The following is a 23,690-nucleotide window of genomic DNA, read 5'->3' on the forward strand; positions in this document are numbered from 1 at the left end:
CGAAATCCCCCCCTACTCCATCACTTTTATACCATTCGAAGCAACACTCCTTTTTCCGTACATTGTCCATCAGAAAAAATGGCGCAAACGGCCGAGATGCGGCCGTTTGCGCCAGCATTCCATCAAGCTGATGGAGCATTTTTCTTTTTCCCTTTTAAGAAGAACGCTAAAATGAGCGCCAACACAGCAAGTCCGGTGGCGACAAAAAATGCGTCGTTAATTCCCTCGACAGCGGAATGCTGCTGCACGATGCCATATAAAAGCTGCGCGATCGCTTCATCGCTAGGAATCACATGTTTTAACTGCGCGACAATATCCATGAAGAACGGATTATTTTCCGTCATCTCATTGCGATAATTTTCCGCATGAAACTTCGTACGGTTAGACATGACGGTAACGAGAAATGCCGTGCCGAGCGAAGCGGCGACTTGCCGTAGCGTGTTGGCCATTGCCGTTCCATGGCTGTATAAATGGCGCGGCAATGCATTTAATCCTTCCGTCATAATCGGCATCGACAACATCGACATACCGAACATGCGGAAAATATAAATTGCCAAAATATGGCTGTATGGTGTATCCATCGTCAGCTTGCTGAATTCCCATGTTGTCGCGACCGTAATGATTAAACCGACAATCGCGAGCATGCGCGCGCCAATGCGGTCAAAAATCCAGCCGGAAATCGGCGACATGATGGCCATCACAATCGCACCAGGCAAGAGCAGCAAACCGGCGTCAACCGGCGTAAATCCGCGCAAGTCTTGCAAATAGACCGGAAGCAGGACCATCGCGGCAAACAGAGCCATGTTAATGACGCAGCCGATGATGGTGGACAAAGTAAATACATTATATTTAAACACACGGAAATTTAAAATTGGATTTTCCACCATTAACGAACGCCATGTAAATAAAATCAAGAATATAACACCAAGGATAATGGACACTACTACACTCATCTGTCTCCAGCCGTTGCTTCCCGCTTCGCTGAATCCGTAAAGTAAGCCGCCAAAGCCGATGGTCGAATAAATCGCGCCGCGCCAGTCCAAAAGCGGATTTCCTGTTTTCGGTGTATTTTTTAACCAAAGAAACGCAAGCACAATATCTATAATCGCAATCGGCAATACAACATAGAATAAAAGGCGCCACGTGTAATGTTCCACGATCCATCCCGATAATGTCGGACCGACAGCCGGCGCAAACATCATGGCAATCCCGACAGTTCCCATCGCTACCCCGCGTTTTTCCGGCGGGAAAATAGTCAGCATAATGACCATCATCAACTGCATAATAATTCCCGCCCCTACCGCTTGGATTAGGCGTCCTGTCAGCATGATGGCGAACGATGGGGAGATGGAACAAATAAAAGCTCCAGCAGCAAAAAACAACATTCCGGCTAAAAACAGCTTCTTCGTTGGGAATTTCGCAATTAAAAACGGGCTGATCGGAATCAGCACGCCGTTAACAAGCATGTACCCTGTCACAAGCCATTGAATCGTTGACGTTTCCACATTGAAATCATGCATCATATGCGGCAGCGCAACATTAATAAGCGTTTGGTTCAAAATCGCGACAAACGCTCCAAGCATGATCGTGACTACTACTTTGGTGCGGCTATCCCCAATATTTTCCAATCCTGTTTGTTGTCCTGATGCCGCTGCCGTTTTCAACGGCTTTTCGTCTCTATCTGCCGCCATGCCATGTGCATGTGCCATCTCTGCTCGTTCCAGACTAGACGGGACGGGATCTTTTTTTTGTCTTCTTAGCGCAATATTCAGTACAACCAGAACAAGGACGGAAAAGATAATATAGCCAGTTAAAAATGTTGACATAGGTCATCACCTACTTATGAATGCGAACGGTGACGTTCATTCCTGGTACTAGCCCCGCCCCGTTGTAATTGTCAATGGAAATCGTCACTGGAATTACTTGCGTCACTTTCGTATAGTTTCCGGTCGCATTCGAACTTGGAAGCAGGCTGAATGTGTTGGCGGTCGCATATCCAAGTTTCTCTACTTTTCCGCTAAACTTGCGATCCGGGTATGCGTCCACGTAAATATCGACATCTTGGCCTACTTTGACATCTTCAATATCCGTTTCTTCAATATTGGCCGTTACCCATAAATCATCCAAATCATAGCCGCGCGCCAACGCCATGCCGGCCGCGACAAACGAATTTTCCAGAGCGTTTTGCTGGGCGATCGTCATATGATGTGGAACGGTTACCGGAATATTATGCTCGCCGTCGGATACTTCACCAATTTTATCGCCGCTGTTAAATGTTTTTCCAACGCTTCCGGACCAGGAAGTCAGTTTTCCGGAAAATGGCGCAGCAATCGTAATCGCTTGGCCGTCGATACGAGCGTTGTCCGTTTTAATATAATTGGTTGCTTCATTGACATAATAATAAGCAGCAAAACCGCCGCCCACCAGCAAAATAAGAACAATAATATTTAATATAATTAAGCGTTTTACGTTCATGTTTTTACTCCTCCCCTAATAAAATGTCTTTCATTTTTTGCTGGATGGATAAATATTGTAAAATCTCTTCCTCCTTAAAGGTTTCCTCGATTCTTTTTAATCGTTTCCTCAAAACGGATTCATGGTTAAACGCTTCTTGAATCGCCTGTCTTCCTCTATCTGTTAAACTTAATACGACAGCGCGCCGATCTTGTTTTGAAGTCTCCCGCGCTACCAACCCAGCGCTGACAAGGCGGTCGACCGTACCGCTGACATTGCTGTTGCTTAAATTTAATTTTTCCGCCAAATCGTTCAGCCGGATATTTTCTTTTTTTAACAACGTATAAAGAATCATTAGCTGCACTTCTGTAATTCCTACCCGGGCCGCATCTTCGCGGACAAGACGGTATAACGCCTTTTGCATTCGGAACACCGAATACATAATTTCTTTGCCAATGCCCTCCATACATCCCCCCTCCTCACTATATGTAATAGAAATAGTTTCAATACGAATTATTTCTATGCGAATTATGATTATAACATGGCAATATACAAAAATCAAAATGTTGATATATCAGCTCTATTCAATTTCATTGTTGATGTTTAGGCCACAGAAAATAAATCAGTCTTTTCAGCTTGTCGACAAAGTCGGCAAGTTGGTTCTGATGCAAATAGTCTTCTGTTGTCAAGAAACGTATTTAATAAAAAACCACACCACTAAAGCCTGTCTTAGTGGTGTGGTGCAGAAATATTGATCCTTATTTTCTTATAAATTGTTGCGTCCAGATGTACCCGTTTTCTTCAAAACCTACTCCGATATGAGTGTAGTTTTTGTTCAAAATATTTGCCCGATGGCCTTCGCTATTCATCCAGGCTGCCACTACTTCTTGCGGAGTCCGTTGGCCTTTTGCAATATTTTCTCCAGCAGCTGTATAAGAAATGCCGAATTTTCTCATCATTTCAAATGGAGAGCCATATGTCGGGCTGTAATGGGAGAAATAATGGTTTACTGCCATGTCTCTTGACTTTTCACGGGCCACTTTGCTTAACGCTAAATCGACCTTTAAAGGCGGCAAGCCATATTTCGCCCGTTCTTTGTTCGTTAAGTCTACTACTTGTTGTTCATAAGCTTTTAATCCTGCTTCATTCGTTGCTTTTTGGCTTTGACTTGGTGCAGGTGCCTGCGTTGCTGGCTTGCTTACAGGAGCTTGTACATTCGCTGACGGTTTTTGGACAGTTGTTGTGACTGGTTTTTGCTGTACCAGTTTTGTCATTTCTGCATTTCCTGTTTGATTTAAAATAAACTGCAACCATTTTTCAATATCTTGAATGCTAGATGGATAGACATTATATTTAACTTCATAGCTTTTGATAGCTGGACATGGAGCAGGCCCAGCTGCTTCCGTTTTTACTGTATTTGCTGTAAAAGATGCTCCTACAATCGCTAAAGATGCAGCAAGTGAAAATACGAATTTTTTGTTCATTGTTTCTCCTCCTCCAACTCACCCCTTGCTTGCACCTACATAATAACACGGATTTTTTGTAATATTTTTAGATAAATATGGTAATTGGATTAATTTACCATTTATTCTGCAAGAAAAGATTTTTTTCATAAAAAAATCAATGTCTATCCCTGAAAAAAACTAGCATTGTAAAAAAACATCTTTCATGGGTATTTAATTCTTTTTTGGAATTACTAGCGAGAATTCCTATATATTACTTGTGAAATAAAGATTGACAAAGTTTAAGAAAAAGATCATAGTTAACATTTTTTACAACAATGTTACAATACAGGATGTTGTTTAAAATTTTTTACAAGAAAATTTCATCAGATCATAATGTTCCTAAAAAATCCGTTTTTGAACCTTGTAGTTTTTTACCAACAAACGTACATGCATGAATTTCAAGCGTATCACTCCATTTCTTTAATATCAATATACATTATTTTCCATATGACTACAATCATTTGGCATAAGAAAACAACAATCCTTTCGAAAAGGGCTATAGAGAAAAAATTAGAAACTTCAAGGCCAACAAACAGGTACATAATCATAAACAATAATGTTATAATTATTCCGAATTATCATACAATAGCAGTGGGCTTACTTAATGAATGTTGCAAAATTTAGGAGGTATTGCTATGAAGGCTCAGCACATTGACCAAATACTGCAAAGAGCTGTGTCAGAAGGAAAAGTGCCGGGTGTAGTTGCGGTCGCGGCAAATGATAATGGATTGGTATACCAAGGCGCGTTTGGTAAACGAAGCATAGACAGCGACACTCCAATGACCCTGGACACCGTCTTCTGGATTGCTTCCATGTCAAAAGCAATAACGTCCGTAGCGGCAATGCAACTGGTAGAGAAGGGGAAACTCCAGTTAGACGAACCGTTAAATCGTGTGCTACTCGAGTTGGACTCGATTCAAGTGCTTGAAGGATTCGACAGTAACGGTCATCCTAAACTTAGAGCGCCAAAGAAACCCATTACTCTTCGTCATCTCCTCACACATACCGCTGGATTCACTTATGATATGTGGAATGCTGATATGGTTCGCTACATGGAGTACGAAAAGATTCCAGGAATTATTGAATGTAAAAACGCCTCTCTCAAAACTCCACTAGTCTTTGATCCTGGCGACCGTTGGGAATACGGCATCAACATCGACTGGGTAGGAAAGGCCGTTGAAGCAGTAAGCGGTCAGTCTCTACGCGATTATCTAAAAGACCACATATTCATCCCACTTGGCATGGACGACACAGATTTTATCATACACCCCGAGGCTCGCTCGCGCATGGCCGCGATGCATCAGCGTGATAACAACGGTGTGCTTAACCGCATCGATTTTGAAGTTCCGCAAGAACCTGAGTTCTTCATGGGTGGGGGCGGTCTCTACTCTACAGCCGAAGATTATTTAAAATTCCTTCAAATGTTGCTACATGGTGGCACTTTCAAAGGGGTTCGCATTCTTAAATCGGAAACAGTGAAAGAAATGGGAATTAATCAAATTGGTGATCTTAATGTGCTCACAATGAGAAGCGCAATCCCTTCCGTTACCAACGATGTTGAATTTTTTCCAAGCATGGTCAAAAAGTGGGGATTAGGCCATATGATTACGACTGAAGATGCACCAACTGGAAGAAGTGCGGGAAGCCTAGCGTGGGCGGGACTCGGGAACACGTACTACTGGATTGACCCAGTTAAACGCGTGACCGGTGTACTTCTTACCCAGATTCTCCCTTTCGCGGACGACCCTGTCTTGGAACTACTTGCTAAGTTTGAGACGGCGATCTATGAACAACTATAATTCTAACTAGTAACTTCATCAGGAGACTCGCAACGTGAGTATCCCGGATATTTCAATTCTATATTCTGAGCAAACCACCATGTACTCAATGAGAAGGTCTTTTTTATTGTTAGACAATGATTGTCGGATATCCTTTTTTCTTGAGTTCTTCTGCAAGCCGTTCCCCATTCCCGCGCTCCGCGAACGCTTCGACTTGCACGCGATACAATTTTCCGTCAGAGGATTTTTCTTTTGGTTGTACATCTTCTTTGGATCCCATCCGAACAATTTGGCAAATCCATGAGCGTGAGCAAGTGCGATAAATCACCTTTTTACCCATCACATCTATAACATCGATTTTTCTTATATGTTTTGGGCTTAGGGAAAAACGTACATGAAAAAAGCCGACCTCTATGCAAGAGATCGGCTTTTTTCATGTGCATGACGCCGCGTTTGCCGTTGGTGGAATGCAGTTTCTCAACCACACTCTACCAGGTGGGTGTTCGCAGAAACGTTCCTGTCGTCCTCTAACCTAGCGCGTAGGGAGGCATGACATTCCCGTTTCGATATAGAACTCCCTTTCTATTGCCATCGGTTGAAACTTCATTCTTCAACGTACAACGCAGCAGTCGTTTTTTGGTGATTATTATCATACATAATCTTTCTTCTTTTTTCAAGTGGTTGACATACTCATTTTTAGCAACTTATATAAACAGATATAATAATTTATTGTGACAGGTTTAATGCTTTTTGTTCCGCCTATTCTTTCATTATACCGGATAGACGCCATGCTTTCTTTCCGAAAACGTCATATATTTGGACATATAGGCGTCAAAACGGCGGATCAGCTCATCGCGCAACTGGTTTGGAGCAATAATGCCGTCTACGACCATTTCCGATGCAAGCCGGTAGATATCGATATCGCGCCGATATTCTTCTCGTTTTTGCTCGACAAAGGCTGCGCGCTCTTCCTCCGGCAATTCGGCAATTTTATTCGCATACACTGCATTGACTGCTGCTTCCGGCCCCATGACGGCGATTTGCGCGTTTGGAAACGCCAAGCAACAATCCGGCTCAAACGCCGGTCCCGCCATCGCATACAGCCCAGCGCCGTACGCTTTGCGCACGATGATCGAGATTTTTGGCACGGTTGCTTCCGACATCGCCGAGATCATTTTCGCTCCGTGACGGATAATGCCCGCGCGCTCGACTTTCGTACCAATCATAAAACCTGGTATGTCGGCTAAAAAGAGAAGCGGAATGTTAAACGCATCGCAAAGAGTGATAAATTTGGCCGCTTTGTCGGCAGAATCGTGGAACAGCACCCCTCCTTTGACGCGCGGCTGATTGGCGATAATACCGATCGGTTGGCCGTTTAAGCGCGCCAGTCCGGTAATAATCTCTGGCGCAAATAACTTCTTAATTTCGCAAAATGACCCTTCGTCGATCACGCGCTCAATCAAATCGTACATGTTAAATGGGGCGTTTTGGTTCGCCGGAAGAATATCTTCAATCGTTTTTTCGAAGGCTTTTGGCGGCTTGGCTTCCGTAACTGGCGGCTTTTCGCTGTAATTAGCCGGAAAGTAGGATAAATAGCGGCGGGCATAGGCGATCGCCTCTTCCTCCGTTTTCACAAGCACATCGCCGCAGCCGGAAACGGTACAATGCATGCGGGCGCCGCCCATCTCTTCGAGCGTCACTTTTTCCCCAATCACCATCTCCGCCATGCGCGGGGATCCTAAATACATTGACGCATTCCCTTCAACCATAATGACAATATCGCAAAACGCCGGAATATACGCGCCCCCGGCCGCAGACGGCCCAAACAGGAGACAGACTTGCGGCACTTTTCCTGATAATTTCACTTGGTTATAAAAAATTCTTCCTGCACCACGCCGACCTGGAAACATTTCAATTTGGTCCGTGATGCGTGCACCGGCCGAGTCGACTAAATAAAGAATCGGGCAACGCAGCTTTTCCGCCGTTTCTTGAATGCGGATGATTTTTTCCACCGTCCGCGCTCCCCAGGAGCCCGCTTTCACCGTCGAATCATTGGCCATCACGCAAACAGTCTGTCCGTTGATTTTTCCTACCCCGGTCACAACACCGTCGGCTGGAAGCCCATCGGCAAGACAGTTGGCAAATAGTGCATCTTCAAATTCGAGCCCGTTATCCAATAGCAATTTTAAGCGGTCGCGGACAAACATCTTTCCTTGCACCGCGTTTTTTTCGTGGTATTTTGGCGCTCCGCCTTGTTCAATTTGTCGGATTCGCTCCTGCAATTGCTCTGTCAGCACTGCATTTTGTTTTTTCGCAACATCGTTCATTCCCATGCTGTCTTCCTCCTATTCCCCTTTGTAGACCGGTTTTCTTTTTTCTTTAAACGCCTGCAATCCTTCAAGACGGTCCTTTGTTGGAATGGTCACTTCATATGCCATTTGCTCGAGACGCAACCCGGTCGCCAAATCGACATCCAAGCCGCGGTTCACCGCAAGTTTCGCCTGCCTTACGGCGATTGGCGCGTTGGCGGCGATTTGCCCAGCAATTTCGAGCGCTTTCTCCATTAATTGCGCTCGCGGCACCACGTATTCGACAAGGCCGATTTGTGCCGCTTCTTGGGCGGTAATGCGCTTCGCGGTAAAAATCAATTCTTTCGCCTTTCCTTTTCCGATGAGACGCGGAAGCCGCTGCGTTCCCCCTGCGCCAGGAATAATTCCTAAAGACGTTTCCGTAAGCCCCAGTTGCGCCGTGTCTACTGCCACGCGAATATCGCAGGCAAGAGCAAGCTCCAGACCGCCTCCAAACGCCGAGCCATTTAGGACAGCGATGACGGGCTGCGGCAGCTGTTCTACCTGGTTGATCGTCTCGCGAATGAGAGCGACCGTTTTCCGTACTTCCGTTTCATTCATGCCGGCGCGTTCTTTTAAATCGGCTCCGGCGCAAAAGACTTTTTCCCCCGCCCCGGTCACAATGACAACGCGAATGTCCTTCCGGAAAGCAAGATCGCCAAGAAGCTCGGACAGCTCGTTTAAGAGCGAGGACGACAGCGCGTTCGCCGCTTCCGGTCTATTTAACGTCACTATTGCAATACCATTTTCCTGCAACTCGTATGAAACGAATGATGACATCGTATTCCCCCTTTGATTACCGAGCAATGGTTTGTAAGTACCGGCTAGAAAGCGGACGCCCGATTTTATCGCGAATAAACAGCGCCGCTTCTGTCAGCTGTTTGACATCGATGCCTGTAGCAATATCCATGCCATGAAGCATATAGACTAAATCGTCTGTCGCCACATTCCCCGACGCGCCTGGCGCGTACGGGCAGCCTCCTAATCCGCCAAGCGAACTGTCAAATGTTGTAATCCCCATTTCCAACGAAACGAGAATATTCGCTAAAGCCGTCCCCCTCGTGTCATGAAAATGCATGGCCAGCTTTTCCTTTGGAAAGCGTTGCAAGACAGCTTCCAGCACTTCTTGCACTTGCTTCGGCGTGGCGATTCCAATCGTATCTCCTAACGAAAGCTCATCAATTCCCATAGCAAACAATCGTTCTGAAACGCGAATCACTTGTTCGATCGAAACGTTTCCTTCATATGGGCAGCCGAATACCGTCGATACATAGCCGCGCACCGCTTTTCCTTCTTGTTTGGCCATTTTCACCACTTCTTCTAACACCGGAAACGTTTCCGCGATCGATTTGTTGATGTTTTTACGGTTATGCGTTTCACTCGCGGACATAAAGACGGCAACTTCATCTACCTGCGTGGCCAGCGCTTTTTCCAATCCTTTTTGGTTCGGAACGAGCGCGGCGTACGTCACGCCTGGCACCCGTTCAATTCCCGTCGCTACTTCCAACGCATCGGCAAGCTGCGGAATCCATTTTGGGTGGACAAAAGAAGTAATCTCAATATACGTTAAACCTGTTTTCGACAGTTGATTAATCCAGGCAATTTTATCTTCGGTGGCGATTTGTGCTTTTTCATTCTGCAGTCCGTCGCGCGGGCCGACTTCTTTGATGGTGACATGTGTTGGCCATTTGCCCATTTCTCTCACCTCTTATTCTAATTCGAGCAGCACGTCGCCCTCGTTCACAAAGTCCCCTTCTTGTACATTGATTTGTTTGACAACTCCCGAAGACTCCGCCGCAATCGGGATTTCCATTTTCATGGACTCTAAAATGATCACATCTTGCCCTTCTTCAACTTGGTCCCCTACCGCTACAACAATTTTCCACACACTTCCTGCCATTGATGCGACTACTTGACTCATCGTTTTCTTCCTCCATTTCTTCTATTTTGTCGTTGTGGTTTGCAAATGTTTTTCGACGAAGTTAGTGGTTGTATCTCCTGCTTGGAACGCAGGGTGGGAAAGCACCTCTTTTAGCATTGGAATGTTTGTTTTAATTCCTTCAATTTGATAATTTTCTAGCGCTGCAAGCATGCGTTTGATCGCTTCTTGGCGGTCGTTGCCTTTCGTAATGAGTTTGGCAATCATGGGATCGTAAAACGGCGTGACCGTCATGCCGCTTTGCACCGCCGTTTCATTGCGCACGTATTCCCCTTGCGGCAGCCCGAAGACCGTGATTTTTCCTGGCGACGGTAAAAATGTTTTCGGATCTTCCGCATAGATGCGCACTTCGATCGCATGGCCGTCGCGGCGGATATGTTCCTGCCGATAGCGAAGCGGCTCACCGGCGGCGACGCGCAGCTGTTCTTCAACTAAATCGAGTCCGGTAATTTCTTCGGTAACCGGGTGTTCCACTTGCAGTCTCGTATTCATTTCAAGAAAATAAAAGTTTTTCTGTTCATCGACTAAAAATTCAATCGTTCCGGCGTTCGTATAGCCGATATGTTTGGCAGCCTTGACAGCGGCTTCCCCCATTTTCCGCCGCGTTTTTTCATCTAAAAACGGCGATGGTGCCTCTTCGACGACTTTTTGGTGGCGGCGCTGAATCGAACATTCCCGCTCCCACAAATAAATGCAGTTCCCATGTTTGTCGGCGAGAAGCTGAATCTCAATATGACGTGGATTGGCGATATATTTCTCTAAATACATCGCCCCGTCGCCGAAGAATGAAGCGGCCCGCTTTTGATTGCCGGCAAACGCTTTGCGCAGCTCGTCTTCATCGCGCACGATTTGCATGCCGATGCCGCCGCCTCCCGCCGAAGCCTTTAACATAATCGGATAGCCGATCGCTTCAGCGGTTTTTACCGCTTCCTCGACATCTTGAAGCGGAAAGGCGATGCCGGGTACGATCGGCACTCCGGCCGTTTCCATCGTTTTTCTCGCTTCAATTTTGCTTCCCATTTTTGCGATCACATCCGCTTTCGGCCCGATAAAGACGATGCCTTCTTCTTCGCAGCGGCGGGCGAATTGCGGATTTTCCGATAACAATCCGTAGCCCGGATGGATGGCTTCCGCTTTTGTCGCTTTCGCCACTTCAATAATTTTCTCGATATTTAAATAGCTTTCGCTTACGCGTGGCTTTCCGATCAAATGTGCCTCATCCGCCAGCTTGACGTGAAGCGAGTCAGCATCCGCTTCCGAATAGATCGCCACCGTTTGAATCCCTAACTTTTTGCACGTGCGAATCACCCTTACCGCAATCTCCCCGCGGTTGGCGATCAATATTTTTGCAAACATCCCATCACCCTTTGTCTCCTTAGTTAGTTTCGTTTTATTGCGAAGCGGGACGGCGAAATAACGCGCCGCTTCGCCAGACAATTGTTTTAGTTCGTCAATCTGAGACGCTGTTTCGCCATTTCGCGCAATTTAAATTTCTGTATTTTTCCGGAGGCTGTCATCGGATACGAGTCGATGAATTCGATATAGCGCGGGATTTTATGGCGCGAGATTTTCCCGCGGCAAAACTCGCGAATTTCTTCTGCAGTTGCCGTCTGTCCTTCTTTCAAAATAATCCACGCCATCACTTCTTCTCCATATTTTTCATCCGGCACGCCGACGACTTGAACATCCAAAATTTTTGGATGTTTGTATAAAAATTCTTCAATTTCACGCGGGTAAATATTTTCGCCGCCGCGAATAATCATGTCTTTTAAACGTCCTGTGATCCGGCAATATCCGTTTTCATCCATCACCGCTAAATCGCCGGTATGCAGCCATCCATCTTCATCAATCACTTCTTTCGTTGCATCTGGATTGTTGTAATAGCCTTTCATCACATGGTAACCGCGCGTGCATAATTCCCCTTGCACACCTGGCGGCACTTCTTTATTTGTCCCAGGCTCGACGATTTTCACTTCGACATTTGGCAGCGCACGACCGACCGTTTCCACGCGCAAGTGAATCGGGTCATCCGTTCTTGTCTGTGTGATCACCGGCGATGATTCTGTCTGACCATAAGCAATCGTAATCTCTTTTATTCCCATTTTCTCGATGACCGCTTTCATCACTTCAATCGGGCAAGGAGAGCCGGCCATAATTCCCTTGCGAAGCGTTGATAAATCATATTTTTCAAAATCAGGATCGTTTAATTCGGCAATAAACATCGTCGGCACCCCATGCAAGGCCGTGCATCTTTCCGCTTGCACGGTTTGCAGCACTTGTTTCGGGTTAAATTCCTGCACCGGCACCATCGTTGCCCCGACCGTAGCGCATGCCAACGTGCTCATCACGCAGCCGAAGCAATGGAAGAACGGCACTGGGATGCAGAGGCGGTCACTTTTGGTGAGCTTCATGCACTGCGCAACATTATAGGCATTGTTGACAATATTGTAGTGGGTGAGCATCACGCCTTTCGGGAATCCCGTCGTTCCCGAAGTGTACTGCATGTTGATGACATCATGCGGATCGAGCGAGTTCATCCGTTCATCAAGTTGTTCTTCCGGCACATCATGCGCCATCGCAAGAATGTCGTTCCATGTAAACATCCCCGGATAGCGTTTCTCCCCAATGAACACGACATTTTTCAATTTTGGCAAACGCTTGGACTGAAGCTTTCCAGGCTCGCATGTGCGCAGCTCCGGAACAATCTCGTAAACAATATCCACGTAAGAAGAACCGCGATATTGTTCGATTAAAAAGAGCGTCGTCGAATCGGATTGTTTTAATAAATACTCTAATTCTGCGGCGCGGTAGTTTGTATTGACAGTAACAAGCACTGCTCCCATTTTTCCGGTCGCAAATTGACAAGCGATCCATTCCGGCACATTGGTTGCCCAAATCGACACATTTTCCCCTTTTTCAATGCCAAGCCGCATCAACCCGCGCGCCACTAGACGGCAATAGTCATTAAATTGCCTATACGTCATCCGTAGGCCGCGGTCTGCATACACAACCGCCTCATGATCCGGATGCAACCTCGCTTTTTCCTCCAGCAGCTTCCCCACCGTGACCGTCAACATAAACCGTCTCCTCCCCTTTGTCCAGATTCATTTCTAGCTATATGCGCATTTCCCGGTATTTAGCATCCAAGTTGACGAGCGATGACCAGACGTTGAATTTCGGACGTGCCTTCCCCGATTTCCATTAGTTTAATGTCGCGCAAATGGCGCTCGACTTCATACTCTTTCATATAGCCATAGCCGCCGTGAATTTGAATCGCCTGGTTGCAAACGCGAAAGCCCATTTCCGAAGCAAACAGTTTCGCGAACGATGCTTCTTTTGTGAACGGTTTGCCTTGATCCTTGAGCCATGCCGCTTTATACACCATATTGCGGGCGAGTTCAATTTCCATCGCCATATCGGCAAGCTTAAACTGGATCGCTTGAAATTTTGAAATAGTCTGACCAAATTGGACACGCTCTTTTGCGTATTGAAGCGCTTTCTCAAATGCCGCTTGGGCAATGCCAACCGCCAATGCAGCAATGGAAATGCGGCCGCCATCAAGCGTGTATAAAAACTGTTTAAACCCTTTTTTCGGATCGCCAAGTACGTTTTCTTTCGGCACGCGGACGTTTTCAAACACAAGCTCACACGTATTGGAAGCGCGGACGCCCATTTTGTCGTAGTTCGAGCGAATCGTAAACCCTGGCGTATCCGTTGGAACGATAATGGCGGAAATAATATTTTTGCCGCGTTCATCTTTTCCCGTTACCGCCGTGACAATCACCTGTCTGGAATATTGGGCATTGGTAATCCAGCACTTTTCGCCGTTAATCACATATTCATCTCCATCCAATACCGCTGTAGTGCGTGTGCCGCCTGCATCAGATCCAGCGTTTGGTTCGGTCAAGCCAAACGCTCCCAACGTTTCTCCTTTCGCCATCGGAACAAGCCACTTTTGCTTTTGTTCTTCCGTGCCGAAATAATAAATCGGGCTTGCGCCTAAGGAAACGGCAGCAGCATAGCTTAATCCGGTGCCGCCGCAAGCACGGCCGATTTCTTCGACAGCGATGGCATAGGAAATCGTATCTCCGCCCGAACCGCCATACTTTTCTGGAAACGGGATGCCTAAAAGCCCTAATTCGCCCATCTTTTTAAACACTTCAACAGGAAAATACGCTTCTTCATCCCATTTCGCCGCGTATGGCGCAATTTCCTTCTCGGCAAAGTCACGAACCATCTCTTTAATCATCTGCTGCTCTTTTGTTAATTCGAAATTCATTCTCTCTCCCCCATTAGATTTATCATTTATCTTAAAACCGACTAGTCGGTTTTAATCGTTAACAATAGAAACAGATGACAACTGCCTCTGTTTCTATTTAGACCGACTAGTTGGTTTCTTTACAAACACACACATTATTTCTCCTTCGAAAACGAATGAAACAAAGACGGAAGCAAAAATCGAGAAATGGACGGTTTTTCCTTCATTTCTTCCCTCAGCACGGCATGCAAAATAAAATCAGCAAAATATTTCGCGATTTGCTCGATCGTAAGCGGGCCTTCTGGGTTATACCATTTATACGTCCAGTTGACCATGCCGATAATCGACATGCCAGTAATTTCAACAGATAGTTCGGGACGGAATTCCCCTGCTTCGATCCCCTCGCGGATGACGCGAAAAATGACTTGTTTGAATTCATCACGTTTTCGGTTGATCTTTTCCGAGTATTCCGGCTTTAAATATGTGCTTTCCTGATAAAAAACAGTAATATGAGGCTTATATAAATGAAACACTTTAACAAATGACTGGATAATGGCATATAAGCGCTCTGTCGGGGTTTTGTAGTTTTCATACGCTTCCTGCGCCTTATTCAAGACATACGTAATAAATACGTCATGAATGTGATAAAGCAGCTCGTCTTTTGACTTAAAGTTATGGTAAAAGCCGCCTTTTGACGTATCGCTTTCCGTCACAATGCGGTCAACGGTCACGCCGTGATACCCATATTTTTCAAAGAGGCGAAGAGCAGTGTCAATAATTCGGTCTTTTAGCGGTTTTTCTGCCATGAAAAATCTCCTTTGCTTTTATATTACCACTATTTTCTGAAAAATAAAATATTTTTTGTTTAATTATAAAATACGGAATGGTTGCCGGAATTGTCAACTATCGTTTATCATCAATCATGTAACGAAAAAGAAAGGAACGATACGATGGCAAAAATATTAGTGTTAAATGGCAGTTCAAGAGAAAACGGAAATACGGAACAGCTTACAAACATGATGTTGGAAGGAATCTCTTGTACCCACGTTCATCTTAGAGACTTTCATATTCAGCCGATTGTTGACAAACGCCACGATCCGGCAGGGTTTACGAAAGTTGACGATGATTATGATCAAATGATGGAGCTCGTTCGCCAACATGATGTTCTTGTTTTTGCGACTCCCATCTATTGGTATGGAATGAGCGGGCATATGAAACAATTTATCGATCGCTGGTCACAAAGTTTACGGGATACACGATTTTCTTTTAAAGAAGAAATGAAAAAGAAAAAAGGCTTTGTCGTGATTTGCGGCGGTGACGATCCGTATATAAAAGGTCTTCCGCTCATTCAACAGTTTCAGTACATCTTCCAATTTATCGGTCTGGAATACATCGGCTATGTGATCGGAGAAGGAAACGCTCCTGGAGACGTTTTGCACGACAAACGAGCTATCAGTCAAGCGAAATACTGGAATGCTTTTTTTCAAGCTCTTTAAAAATTCCTCCGTTTTCAGCGGAGGAATTTTTTCTTCATCCCTCATACGTTATTAATTGCTTCGCTGCGCGGCACGTCTTTTTCATGCTTGAACGTGCCAAACTTCCCCAACGTCTCGTCCCCCTTATGAAACAAACTCGAGAATCGTCTCAATCACTTCTGTTTCCCAACGATGACCGTCAAACGTATGGTTGGCTCCTTCAATCAAATGGATAGTGGCGCGGCTGCCGTAACATAACTGCTTATACAGATGGCTGACGCGGTACGGTACGACATCATCCTTCGTCCCATGAATAAGCAGCACAGGGCCGTCGTACGGCTTGGCCCGCTCAAATACGTTGATCGTTTGTAAATCCTCTAAAAACGCGCGTCCAACTAAGTTTCCCCCGTGATCAAAATAAGGAGCGGTCGCATCGATATTTCCTTGCCGAATCGTCTCCGCGATCAGCTCGTACATGTTTCCTGCCGGCGCCATAAGAATTAATTTGGCGACATCGTTCGGTCTTTCGCCGGCAACGACACTGGCAACAAGCCCGCCCATGCTGAGGCCGAGCAAACAAATGCGCGATGGATTAATGCGCGCATCGCGTTTGACAAAGTCGACAATCGCATGCGCTTCCTCTATTTCTTTAGATACGGTCATCTCTTCAAAGTCGCCGTCGCTTTCCCCGCTGCCTAAAAAGTCGAAGCGGAAGCTGGCGATTCCTTTCTTCTCAAGTGCACGTGATATTTTTAAAAACAAACGGTGCGGTTCTATCTTCGTACCGGTAAATCCGTGAAACAAAATAACGGCAGGGATCTTTTCATCCAGCGCTTTTTCCGGGATATGTTCCATCCCGCGCAGCGTCATGCCACGATGAGTCAATGTAATCGCTCTTTGCACCTTGCCCCTCTCCCTCCTGATTTTCTCTATAAATACTATTGTTCGCTATATTTGTATGCGATTCCTCTATGACATATAGGCGGTTTCTACAATTTTATACATAATCATGACGGTTTTTCCAAAACATAAAGATGGAGGTGGCTTCTTTTGGAACCGATGTTATGTCCGAACTGCAAAACAAATCGAACCCGTTTCCATTTAATCGAGCAACATCCGCGAGCAGTAAAGCTCAACCCACAAACAGGCGAAATTGAACAAGAATATACGAACGAGGCGTTAGAACCGTTCCATCTTCCGTATCGCGGCCCAAGCTACCGCGTCCAATGCGGCACATGCGGGCTCATTGAAGATGCGGAAATGTTTATTCAGCGTGCAAAATCTTCGCAAATGAGGTGACCAATATGGCAAACAAAAAACAAACTCCATCATCATTGGTCGACCAAAAACAACTTGTTAACGGCAAGGCAAAAGCAATGAGAGAACAAGGCGACCAACATATTCGCCGCGTCACGCCAAACGGAGCGGACGGGCAATAATCATGAAAGGTGGGCCTACTTCCCAAGTCAAAGTAGGCCCACCCTTTTCTAGCGATACATCGTTCATGTACCGATATCGCGAAAACCAAGATGTTTGTAAATGCTGCCTGCCTTTGAATTATTGTAAAAATAAGCATAATGTTTTCCCTTCGTCTTGCATTTACGATCTTTCATGGATTCGAGCTATATTTAACTAAAAGCAGACAAACATCATATACATAAATTTATGTAAACTGATGATAAACGAAACAGATGGAGGAAAAATGAATGAAATTTGTCGACGAGCTATACGAATACTATAAAAACCGACTCACAGGTGATGAAGAAGATGCGGAAGCGATGACGATGTCGATTTTGGAAGAGCTCGATCGCAACGATTTGATGCAGCTCATTGAAGAAATGACCGATGAGGAATTAATGGGGATGATGGGGCTTTACATTCTCGAAAGCCTAAAAGCGAAAATGGCGCATGATGGAATCGGACAAACCAAACTACGAGATATGCCGAACGTTCACTGAAAACAATAAGGGATGGCGTGACTACGCCATCCTTGAGGCGGTGTTATTGAAAAAACTCGACGTCATATCCTTCTTTTAACAACACTTGGTGAATTTGATGAATATGATCTTGATTTTTTGTTTCGAGCGAAAAATGAATTTCCGCCTGTCCCGGCAATACTTTTGCCCCAATGCGCTGATGGTGAATGGACATGACGTTTGCTTCTAATTCGGCAATAATGCGCAATAATTTATTGAGCTGGCCCGGTTTGTCGGAAATGACGGTCGTAAACGTGACAAACCTTCCGGATTCGACAAGACCACGTTCAATAATGCGCGAAATAAGGGTAACATCGACATTGCCTCCGCTTAATATGACGACGACTTTTTTTCCGGTAAATGGAAGCTTTTGATACAACAGCGCTGCCAGCGGACACGCCGCCGACCCCTCGACTAACAGCTTGTTCCGCTCCAGCAAATATAACATTGTCCGCGAAATTTCCGCTTCTTCGACGCAAACGACGCCATCTACGTATTTCTCAATATATTGGTACGTGATATTTCCTGGCTTCTTCACCGCAATCCCATCAGCAATCGTATCCGAGGAGGCAATCACCACCGGCTTTTTATGGCGAAGGGCCGCCGTCATTCCCGGACAGGCCGCTGATTCGACGCCATACACTTGGATCGACGGTTTTAACTGTTTTAATGTAAACGCCAATCCTGAAAGCAGACCGCCGCCACCAACCGGGCACAGGACAACATCAATATCCGGAAGCTGCTCGAGAATTTCCAAGCCGATCGTTCCTTGCCCTGCCATCACTGCCAAATCGTCAAACGGATGGACAAACGTCATACCGCGCTGCCGCTGCAGTTCAAGCGCATACTCAAGCGATTCGTCAAACACATCGCCATGCAAAATCACTTCTGCGCCGTATCCTTTTGTCGCTTCGACCTTGCTTAACGGCGCCCCTTTCGGCATGACAATCGTGCACGGGATGCCGATCATGCCGCTGGAGTAGGCGACCCCTTGGGCATGGTTTCCTGCCGATGCGGCAATCACCCCACGTTTTCGTTCTTCTTCTGTTAACGACATAATTTTATTAAACGAGCCTCGCACTTTAAACGAACCGGTTTTTTGCAAGTTTTCCAATTTCATATATACATTATTGCCGGATAAATTGCTAAACGTTTGCGAATGCTCGAGCGGGGTTTGATGAACAACTCCTTTCATTTTCTCTCTTGCTTCTAGCACATCATTTAACGTTAGCATCGTTTTCATCACCTAACTATTTTCATTTCAGCTATCACACTAATCATTATATAAGAAAAATGAGCAGTGCTACAAACTATACTGCATATAGCGCTTTTTTCCCTTCATTAAGTGAAAAGCGTATAAAATAAACTAACAAAGGCGCTAATCCCAATAATGGCCCCAGCCTCCACAGGACTGATTCCTTTCACCTTGGTTAAATAAATCGACAAAAACGGAATCGTCATAAACGTCGCTGTCTTTGCAAACAGCGTGCCGATGATAATATGTAAGCTGATTGGATGTAGTGAAAGAATGTTTCGCATATGTTTCCTCCTAGTGCATATATATTTTGCAAATCTTTCCGAACTTCATTATGATAGAAAAGGAACGAACTTCCGGAGGGAATAATATGGAAAAGAATCGATTTCTTCCCCTTTTATTTGCTATCATGTTTTTAGTGATGTCAGGATTTGGAATTATCATCCCTGTACTCCCCTTTTTAGCCGAAGACATCGGGGCGACTCCGACACAGTTAGGGCTGCTTATGGCGATTTACTCCCTAATGCAATTGTTGTTTGCCCCGTTTTGGGGGCAGATGTCGGACCGCTACGGACGCAAGCCGATTTTATTCATCGGCATCGCCGGTCTATCTCTTTCTTTCTTTTTGTTTGCTATCGCTAAAACGCTTGCCATGCTGTTTATCGCCCGCATTATCGGCGGAATACTGTCAGCAGCTACGATGCCTACGGCAATGGCTTATGCGGCCGACGTCACCACGTCGCAGGAACGCGGAAAAGCGATGGGAGCGATCGGCGCGGCTACGGGACTTGGGTTTATTTTCGGCCCGGCAATTGGCGGCATTTTTTCAAAAATGAATTTACATACCCCTTTCTTTATTTCAGGCTGTCTTTCCGCCATCACCGCCTGTTTTGTCCTGCTGTTTTTAAAAGAATCATTATCAAAAGAAAAACAATCGTCTGGTTCAAAAACGAAAGAACCAATGTGGCATATGCTCAAAGGACCTCTCTTGTTTTTATATTTGCTGCAATGGTTCATTACGTTTTCGCTCGCCGGGCTGGAAGCGACCTTCGCTTACTTTGCCGCCAAACGCGCCGGATTATATTCTGCACAGCTAGGGTACATTTTTATGATTATGGGCCTTGCGAGTGCTGTTGTCCAAGGGGGACTTATCGGCAAATTGATTCGCAAATTCGGTGAAGGCCGCGTCATTCAAGGCGGCATTATCGTATCTGCCATCGGATTTGCCTTGATTTTACTTGTTCGTAATTTTCTGACCGCTGCCGTCTTTTTATCGGTATTTGGCGTCGGCAACGGCGTCATCCGCCCTTGTGTATCGGCGCTTGTCACGAAACACGCGCCAAGCGGCCAAGGGCGCGCCACCGGGCTTCTCTCTTCCTTTGACTCACTCGGGCGCATTGTCGGCCCGGTAGTTGCCGGTTGGATGTTTACGAAAATGATCGAACTTCCTTATCTTTTTGGCATTGGCTTATCTATTTGCGCACTCGTTCTTTACTACCTATTTTCCAAACAATCAAATGAGATGCGCCGTACATTATCTTAGGGGAAATCTTTCCCCTTTTTAAATTGTTTATTTAGAAAATATTTTAATAAAAATTATAAATATTCATACTATTTTTGTATAATGTTGAATGATAAAATATTTTTTCACTACACGCAACTGAAATTTTATCACAATATTTCGATTGGCGTAGTTTTTCACTCTTTCATAACCTAATTTCTAAATTTACTCACAAGCCTCCCCTCTAAACCGAATAGGGACGGAAAAAATTCATATCACAACCTTGCAAAAACCGTCAGATTTATTCAAAATTTGCTTATATAAAAACAAACAATACGGGAAAGGATGAAACAGATTGACGGAAAAATGGTATTACACTTCCCCAACAACTAGCGAATGGACAACAACGATCACAAGCGCAAAAAAAGACGGAGATACATACATTATCACATTGTCAGAAACGGCCTTCTATCCCGAAGGCGGCGGGCAGCCGTGCGACAACGGAGTGATCGCCGGTATCCCTGTGCTTGAAGTGTTCGAAAAAAATGAAGAAGTATATCATCGTCTTCCTTCCCTCCCTGCTGCATCAACTGTTCGTTGTCAGATTGATATGGCGCGCCGTCTCGACCATACCCAGCAGCATAGCGGCCAGCATTTATTGTCTGCCGTGTGCATCGAACTGTTTGACGCTCATACCGTCGGATTCCATATGGGCAGTGAAGTCGTAACGATTGATTTAAATGTCCCGTCTTTATCGGAAGAGGCGCTTACGGCCATCGAAAATCGCGCCAATGAATTGATTTACGCCAACATCCCTGTCGAAACCTATTACGTCACAAAAGAAGAAGCACGCCAGCTTCCGTTTCGCAAGCTTCCTAAGATCGAAGGAAATATCCGCGTTGTCGAAATAAAAGGGATTGATGTTTCCGCCTGCTGCGGCACGCATGTATCGCGGACGGGGGAAATCGGCATGATTAAGCTGTTGAAAGCGGAACGCCACCGTGGAATGACTCGTCTCTCGTTTGTTTGCGGCAAACGTGCGCTTACCGATTATCAGCTGTCCCATCGCATCGCGACCGCTGTTTCTCAGCAACTGGGGACGAATCGGGATATGCTGCTTGACGTTCTCGGCAAATGGGAAGCGGAAAAGAAAGAGTTGCAAAAGCAGCTTGAACAATATAAAGAGATCCTATTTGCCATAGAGGCGGAAAACGCCGCTCAACAGGCAAAGCAAGAACAAGTCGTCATGCGCGTTTATAAACAATATACCTTAAAGGACATACAAACCATTGCCAACATGATTGCCAACCGCTATGAAAAAACAGCGGTGCTGGCTACAGCATTAGAGCAGCGCATCGTAATCGTTAAAGCGCCTTCCCTTTCTCTGCACATCGGAAAGTGGCTCAAAGAAATGCTGTCATTATCAAGCGGAAAAGGTGGCGGAAACGAGCGGCAGGCGCAAGCCGTTTTTCCTTCCGAAGAAGAGATGCAGAAGTTTCTCCGTTTATTGCAAGACGATATCAAAAAGGTGAGCGCCTGTGATTGACGCTCACTTTCATCTTGACTAGTATAGACATATTGAAGAAATATAAAAACATGGCGGGAAGCAGAAGTTACGGGGTAGTAGCGGTTTCCACCGATTTGCCCTCCAGCTATCGGATACTGGAATGAAAACAAAAGCAGGCGAAACGTTCGCCTCCGTCATCACCGCCAATACGAAAAGATTGTGCCTTCAATGATAGCCAAAATAAGTGTATTTTTGTACAATAACTAACGGATGTTCAATTAAGGAGTTTGGGATGATGGATGATTTATCCTACGAAAACCTGAAACAGCGAATAGCAGAATTAGAACAACAAATACAATGTTATCAAAATTTTATTAAAAAAATTCCATTTCCATTTGTTTTCACCGATTACAAAACAGGAATAAAATTAGAAAAAAGCCGCGAAAAAGCAGCGCCAATCATGAAGCCGATTCCTGCATCTCCGGCAAAAGAGGCAGAATTACAATGGGACATCGATTTTTATCGAGACATACCGTTTGAGAAAATCGAAACATTTTTAACGCCGATTCTTGACCTTGTTCCTCATCATATTGTGTTTGTCGATGGCAACGGCATCATTACGCTTTGCAACTTGCAAGCGGCCAACGATACCGGGGTGGACCGCGACGCGATTATTGGAAAACATATCCGCGAATTATTGCAGCTGCCCGATGAGCTGATTGTGACGCTGCAGTCCATTGAAAAAAAGGAACCGATCTATAATCAGGAAGTATTAGACCGCTTTTACGGCATCATTAATACGCGCATTATTTATAATGACGACGGTTCGATCAAACGGGTCATTAGCATGTTCCAATCGTTAAACATGATGAAGGAAACCGAAAAGCTTGCCGTCGCCGGCCGCATCGCCGCTGGGATTGCCCACGAAATTCGCAATCCACTGACGACTGTTCGCGGTTATTTGCAATTTTTGAAAAACGATCTTCCAGATCGAATTATTTCGCTTATCGATCGTCTGCTTATTCCCGAGCTGGATCGCGCCAACAACATTATTACTGACTTCTTAAGCACCGCAAAGCCTGCGGATATAAAAATGGAAAAAATTAAACTCAACCAATTTATTCGCAAAGACGTCGGAATGCTGTTGCAGAGTGAAGCTTTGTTAAATAATGTAAATGTTTATTTTGATTTAGATGACCAGCTAGATCGGTGTGAAATAAACGGTGATAAAAATCAGCTGCTGCAAGTGTTTTTAAATTTATTCCGCAATTCGGTCGAGGCTAAAGTAAAAAAGACGATGAATGTCACTATTTCTAGCAAACGATCGAACAACATGGTGCAAATTCAATTTTGCGATGACGGGCCGGGCATACCTCCGACAGTGATTGATCATATTTTTGATCCGTTTTTCTCGACAAAAGAAACAGGCACCGGCCTTGGGCTTTCGCTATCGCGAAAAATCATCGAACTTCACAAAGGAACGATGAAAGTGCAAAGCGGCGACAAAGGCACATGTTTTTTTATTGAGCTTCCCATTGACGATAAAAAGCTGTCCGTATAATAAACGGGGCAGCTTTTTTGCTTGTACTTTTATTTAAAAGTAGTTTCTTTTTTATACTTTGTATTTAGAACAATGTTTAGTAATAAATCATATTGCAAAGCAAGAGATTTCATTCTTGTTTCTTCCTTTCTTT

The 23,690-nt window shown here is 45.2% G+C and carries 23 protein-coding genes, 1 other RNA gene and 1 pseudogene; 8 read left to right on the forward strand and 17 right to left on the reverse strand.

What is annotated here, in order from left to right:
* Nucleotides 1-122: 122 nt before the first annotated feature.
* The 4 genes from GCA01S_RS09725 to GCA01S_RS09740 all read right to left on the reverse strand — a co-directional run bounded on the left by GCA01S_RS09725 (nt 123) and on the right by GCA01S_RS09740 (nt 3,938).
* Nucleotides 123-1,826: a DHA2 family efflux MFS transporter permease subunit gene (locus GCA01S_RS09725; RefSeq protein WP_042409478.1), complete on the reverse strand. Its 1,704-nt coding sequence runs from the start codon at nt 1,824-1,826 to the stop codon at nt 123-125.
* A gap of 10 nt (nt 1,827-1,836) precedes the next feature.
* Nucleotides 1,837-2,475, reverse strand: coding sequence for an HlyD family secretion protein (locus GCA01S_RS09730; RefSeq protein WP_042409481.1), 639 nt, complete (start codon nt 2,473-2,475; stop codon nt 1,837-1,839).
* Between the two features lie 4 nt (nt 2,476-2,479).
* Entirely contained in the window at nt 2,480-2,920 is a 441-nt protein-coding gene (locus tag GCA01S_RS09735) for a MarR family winged helix-turn-helix transcriptional regulator (RefSeq protein ID WP_017437447.1), read from the reverse strand.
* A 292-nt stretch (nt 2,921-3,212) separates the two neighbouring features.
* Entirely contained in the window at nt 3,213-3,938 is a 726-nt protein-coding gene (locus tag GCA01S_RS09740; protein WP_017437446.1) for a CAP domain-containing protein, read from the reverse strand.
* Between the two features lie 656 nt (nt 3,939-4,594).
* Between GCA01S_RS09740 and GCA01S_RS09745 the strand changes: the two genes are divergently transcribed.
* Nucleotides 4,595-5,758, forward strand: a complete 1,164-nt coding sequence (locus GCA01S_RS09745) for a serine hydrolase domain-containing protein (RefSeq protein WP_042409485.1) — start codon at nt 4,595-4,597, stop codon at nt 5,756-5,758.
* A 109-nt stretch (nt 5,759-5,867) separates the two neighbouring features.
* Here the strand turns inward: GCA01S_RS09745 and GCA01S_RS21450 are convergent, their stop codons facing one another.
* From GCA01S_RS21450 to GCA01S_RS09785, 10 genes are all read right to left on the reverse strand, one after another.
* Nucleotides 5,868-6,065 carry an SPOR domain-containing protein gene (locus tag GCA01S_RS21450; RefSeq protein ID WP_375781789.1) on the reverse strand — a complete coding sequence of 66 codons (198 nt, stop codon included), beginning with the start codon at nt 6,063-6,065 and terminating at the stop codon, nt 5,868-5,870.
* 113 nt (nt 6,066-6,178) lie between these two features.
* A non-coding RNA gene (gene ssrS, locus GCA01S_RS19310) (6S RNA) lies at nt 6,179-6,369 on the reverse strand.
* 138 nt (nt 6,370-6,507) lie between these two features.
* Nucleotides 6,508-8,070, reverse strand: a complete 1,563-nt coding sequence (locus GCA01S_RS09750) for an acyl-CoA carboxylase subunit beta (RefSeq protein ID WP_042409487.1) — start codon at nt 8,068-8,070, stop codon at nt 6,508-6,510.
* Between the two features lie 12 nt (nt 8,071-8,082).
* Nucleotides 8,083-8,865 (reverse strand): enoyl-CoA hydratase, encoded by a 783-nt coding sequence (locus GCA01S_RS09755; protein ID WP_042409489.1) that lies wholly within the window; start codon nt 8,863-8,865, stop codon nt 8,083-8,085.
* A 16-nt stretch (nt 8,866-8,881) separates the two neighbouring features.
* Nucleotides 8,882-9,781 carry a hydroxymethylglutaryl-CoA lyase gene (locus GCA01S_RS09760; protein ID WP_042409491.1) on the reverse strand — a complete coding sequence of 300 codons (900 nt, stop codon included), beginning with the start codon at nt 9,779-9,781 and terminating at the stop codon, nt 8,882-8,884.
* Nucleotides 9,782-9,793: 12 nt separating this feature from the next.
* The gene (locus GCA01S_RS20920; protein WP_017437441.1) at nt 9,794-10,006 is read right to left on the reverse strand and encodes an acetyl-CoA carboxylase biotin carboxyl carrier protein subunit; all 213 of its coding nucleotides are present in this window, start codon (nt 10,004-10,006) and stop codon (nt 9,794-9,796) included.
* A 21-nt stretch (nt 10,007-10,027) separates the two neighbouring features.
* On the reverse strand, nt 10,028-11,380 hold the full coding sequence (accC, locus tag GCA01S_RS09770) for an acetyl-CoA carboxylase biotin carboxylase subunit (protein WP_042409494.1): 1,353 nt from the start codon (nt 11,378-11,380) through the stop codon (nt 10,028-10,030).
* An 86-nt stretch (nt 11,381-11,466) separates the two neighbouring features.
* Nucleotides 11,467-13,101: an AMP-binding protein gene (locus GCA01S_RS09775; RefSeq protein ID WP_017437439.1), complete on the reverse strand. Its 1,635-nt coding sequence runs from the start codon at nt 13,099-13,101 to the stop codon at nt 11,467-11,469.
* 59 nt (nt 13,102-13,160) lie between these two features.
* Nucleotides 13,161-14,303 carry an acyl-CoA dehydrogenase gene (locus GCA01S_RS09780; protein WP_017437438.1) on the reverse strand — a complete coding sequence of 381 codons (1,143 nt, stop codon included), beginning with the start codon at nt 14,301-14,303 and terminating at the stop codon, nt 13,161-13,163.
* Between the two features lie 134 nt (nt 14,304-14,437).
* The gene (locus tag GCA01S_RS09785; protein ID WP_017437437.1) at nt 14,438-15,088 is read right to left on the reverse strand and encodes a TetR/AcrR family transcriptional regulator; all 651 of its coding nucleotides are present in this window, start codon (nt 15,086-15,088) and stop codon (nt 14,438-14,440) included.
* A gap of 144 nt (nt 15,089-15,232) precedes the next feature.
* Here GCA01S_RS09785 and GCA01S_RS09790 point away from each other — a divergent pair, with 144 nt between their 5' ends.
* Nucleotides 15,233-15,778: a flavodoxin family protein gene (locus GCA01S_RS09790; RefSeq protein ID WP_017437436.1), complete on the forward strand. Its 546-nt coding sequence runs from the start codon at nt 15,233-15,235 to the stop codon at nt 15,776-15,778.
* 123 nt (nt 15,779-15,901) lie between these two features.
* Here GCA01S_RS09790 and GCA01S_RS09795 read toward each other — a convergent pair whose 3' ends face one another.
* A complete protein-coding gene (locus tag GCA01S_RS09795) occupies nt 15,902-16,660 on the reverse strand; it encodes an alpha/beta hydrolase (RefSeq protein ID WP_042409498.1) in 759 nt (252 codons plus the stop codon).
* A 147-nt stretch (nt 16,661-16,807) separates the two neighbouring features.
* Between GCA01S_RS09795 and GCA01S_RS09800 the strand changes: the two genes are divergently transcribed.
* The 3 genes from GCA01S_RS09800 (at nt 16,808) to GCA01S_RS09805 (ending at nt 17,715) form a co-directional block, all read left to right on the forward strand.
* On the forward strand, nt 16,808-17,056 hold the full coding sequence (locus tag GCA01S_RS09800) for a hypothetical protein (RefSeq protein WP_017437434.1): 249 nt from the start codon (nt 16,808-16,810) through the stop codon (nt 17,054-17,056).
* 5 nt (nt 17,057-17,061) lie between these two features.
* Nucleotides 17,062-17,196 carry a hypothetical protein gene (locus GCA01S_RS20925; RefSeq protein ID WP_017437433.1) on the forward strand — a complete coding sequence of 45 codons (135 nt, stop codon included), beginning with the start codon at nt 17,062-17,064 and terminating at the stop codon, nt 17,194-17,196.
* 267 nt (nt 17,197-17,463) lie between these two features.
* On the forward strand, nt 17,464-17,715 hold the full coding sequence (locus GCA01S_RS09805) for a DUF6154 family protein (protein WP_017437432.1): 252 nt from the start codon (nt 17,464-17,466) through the stop codon (nt 17,713-17,715).
* Between the two features lie 43 nt (nt 17,716-17,758).
* Here the strand turns inward: GCA01S_RS09805 and ilvA are convergent, their stop codons facing one another.
* Both ilvA and GCA01S_RS09815 read right to left on the reverse strand, forming a co-directional pair.
* Nucleotides 17,759-18,967 (reverse strand): threonine ammonia-lyase, encoded by a 1,209-nt coding sequence (gene ilvA, locus GCA01S_RS09810; protein WP_042409501.1) that lies wholly within the window; start codon nt 18,965-18,967, stop codon nt 17,759-17,761.
* 125 nt (nt 18,968-19,092) lie between these two features.
* Nucleotides 19,093-19,272: pseudogene (locus GCA01S_RS09815) on the reverse strand (MDR family MFS transporter); the annotation flags it as partial.
* Nucleotides 19,273-19,358: 86 nt separating this feature from the next.
* On the opposite strand from GCA01S_RS09815, the gene GCA01S_RS09820 reads away from it, so the two are divergent.
* From GCA01S_RS09820 to GCA01S_RS09830, 3 genes are all read left to right on the forward strand, one after another.
* On the forward strand, nt 19,359-20,531 hold the full coding sequence (locus GCA01S_RS09820; RefSeq protein WP_017437429.1) for an MFS transporter: 1,173 nt from the start codon (nt 19,359-19,361) through the stop codon (nt 20,529-20,531).
* Nucleotides 20,532-20,844: 313 nt separating this feature from the next.
* A complete protein-coding gene (locus GCA01S_RS09825) occupies nt 20,845-22,035 on the forward strand; it encodes an alanyl-tRNA editing protein (RefSeq protein ID WP_017437428.1) in 1,191 nt (396 codons plus the stop codon).
* Between the two features lie 256 nt (nt 22,036-22,291).
* Nucleotides 22,292-23,557 carry a two-component system sensor histidine kinase NtrB gene (locus GCA01S_RS09830; RefSeq protein WP_017437427.1) on the forward strand — a complete coding sequence of 422 codons (1,266 nt, stop codon included), beginning with the start codon at nt 22,292-22,294 and terminating at the stop codon, nt 23,555-23,557.
* The last annotated feature ends 133 nt before the right edge of the window (nt 23,558-23,690 follow it).

It is taken from the genome of Parageobacillus caldoxylosilyticus NBRC 107762, assembly GCF_000632715.1.
GTDB classification, from domain to species: Bacteria; Bacillota; Bacilli; order Bacillales; family Anoxybacillaceae; genus Saccharococcus; species Saccharococcus caldoxylosilyticus.

What these genes read in the sequence shown, in the direction of transcription:
- GCA01S_RS09725 (WP_042409478.1), bottom strand. Translation starts at nt 1,826, where the DNA reads ATGTCAACATTTTTAACTGGCTATATTATCTTTTCCGTCCTTGTTCTG.
- GCA01S_RS09730 (WP_042409481.1), bottom strand. Translation starts at nt 2,475, where the DNA reads ATGAACGTAAAACGCTTAATTATATTAAATATTATTGTTCTTATTTTG.
- GCA01S_RS09735 (WP_017437447.1), bottom strand. Translation starts at nt 2,920, where the DNA reads ATGGAGGGCATTGGCAAAGAAATTATGTATTCGGTGTTCCGAATGCAA.
- GCA01S_RS09740 (WP_017437446.1), bottom strand. Translation starts at nt 3,938, where the DNA reads ATGAACAAAAAATTCGTATTTTCACTTGCTGCATCTTTAGCGATTGTA.
- GCA01S_RS09745 (WP_042409485.1), top strand. Translation starts at nt 4,595, where the DNA reads ATGAAGGCTCAGCACATTGACCAAATACTGCAAAGAGCTGTGTCAGAA.
- GCA01S_RS09750 (WP_042409487.1), bottom strand. Translation starts at nt 8,070, where the DNA reads ATGGGAATGAACGATGTTGCGAAAAAACAAAATGCAGTGCTGACAGAG.
- GCA01S_RS09755 (WP_042409489.1), bottom strand. Translation starts at nt 8,865, where the DNA reads ATGTCATCATTCGTTTCATACGAGTTGCAGGAAAATGGTATTGCAATA.
- GCA01S_RS09760 (WP_042409491.1), bottom strand. Translation starts at nt 9,781, where the DNA reads ATGGGCAAATGGCCAACACATGTCACCATCAAAGAAGTCGGCCCGCGC.
- GCA01S_RS20920 (WP_017437441.1), bottom strand. Translation starts at nt 10,006, where the DNA reads ATGAGTCAAGTAGTCGCATCAATGGCAGGAAGTGTGTGGAAAATTGTT.
- accC (WP_042409494.1), bottom strand. Translation starts at nt 11,380, where the DNA reads ATGTTTGCAAAAATATTGATCGCCAACCGCGGGGAGATTGCGGTAAGG.
- GCA01S_RS09775 (WP_017437439.1), bottom strand. Translation starts at nt 13,101, where the DNA reads ATGTTGACGGTCACGGTGGGGAAGCTGCTGGAGGAAAAAGCGAGGTTG.
- GCA01S_RS09780 (WP_017437438.1), bottom strand. Translation starts at nt 14,303, where the DNA reads ATGAATTTCGAATTAACAAAAGAGCAGCAGATGATTAAAGAGATGGTT.
- GCA01S_RS09785 (WP_017437437.1), bottom strand. Translation starts at nt 15,088, where the DNA reads ATGGCAGAAAAACCGCTAAAAGACCGAATTATTGACACTGCTCTTCGC.
- GCA01S_RS09790 (WP_017437436.1), top strand. Translation starts at nt 15,233, where the DNA reads ATGGCAAAAATATTAGTGTTAAATGGCAGTTCAAGAGAAAACGGAAAT.
- GCA01S_RS20925 (WP_017437433.1), top strand. Translation starts at nt 17,062, where the DNA reads ATGGCAAACAAAAAACAAACTCCATCATCATTGGTCGACCAAAAACAA.
- GCA01S_RS09805 (WP_017437432.1), top strand. Translation starts at nt 17,464, where the DNA reads ATGAAATTTGTCGACGAGCTATACGAATACTATAAAAACCGACTCACA.
- ilvA (WP_042409501.1), bottom strand. Translation starts at nt 18,967, where the DNA reads ATGCTAACGTTAAATGATGTGCTAGAAGCAAGAGAGAAAATGAAAGGA.
- GCA01S_RS09820 (WP_017437429.1), top strand. Translation starts at nt 19,359, where the DNA reads ATGGAAAAGAATCGATTTCTTCCCCTTTTATTTGCTATCATGTTTTTA.
- GCA01S_RS09830 (WP_017437427.1), top strand. Translation starts at nt 22,292, where the DNA reads ATGGATGATTTATCCTACGAAAACCTGAAACAGCGAATAGCAGAATTA.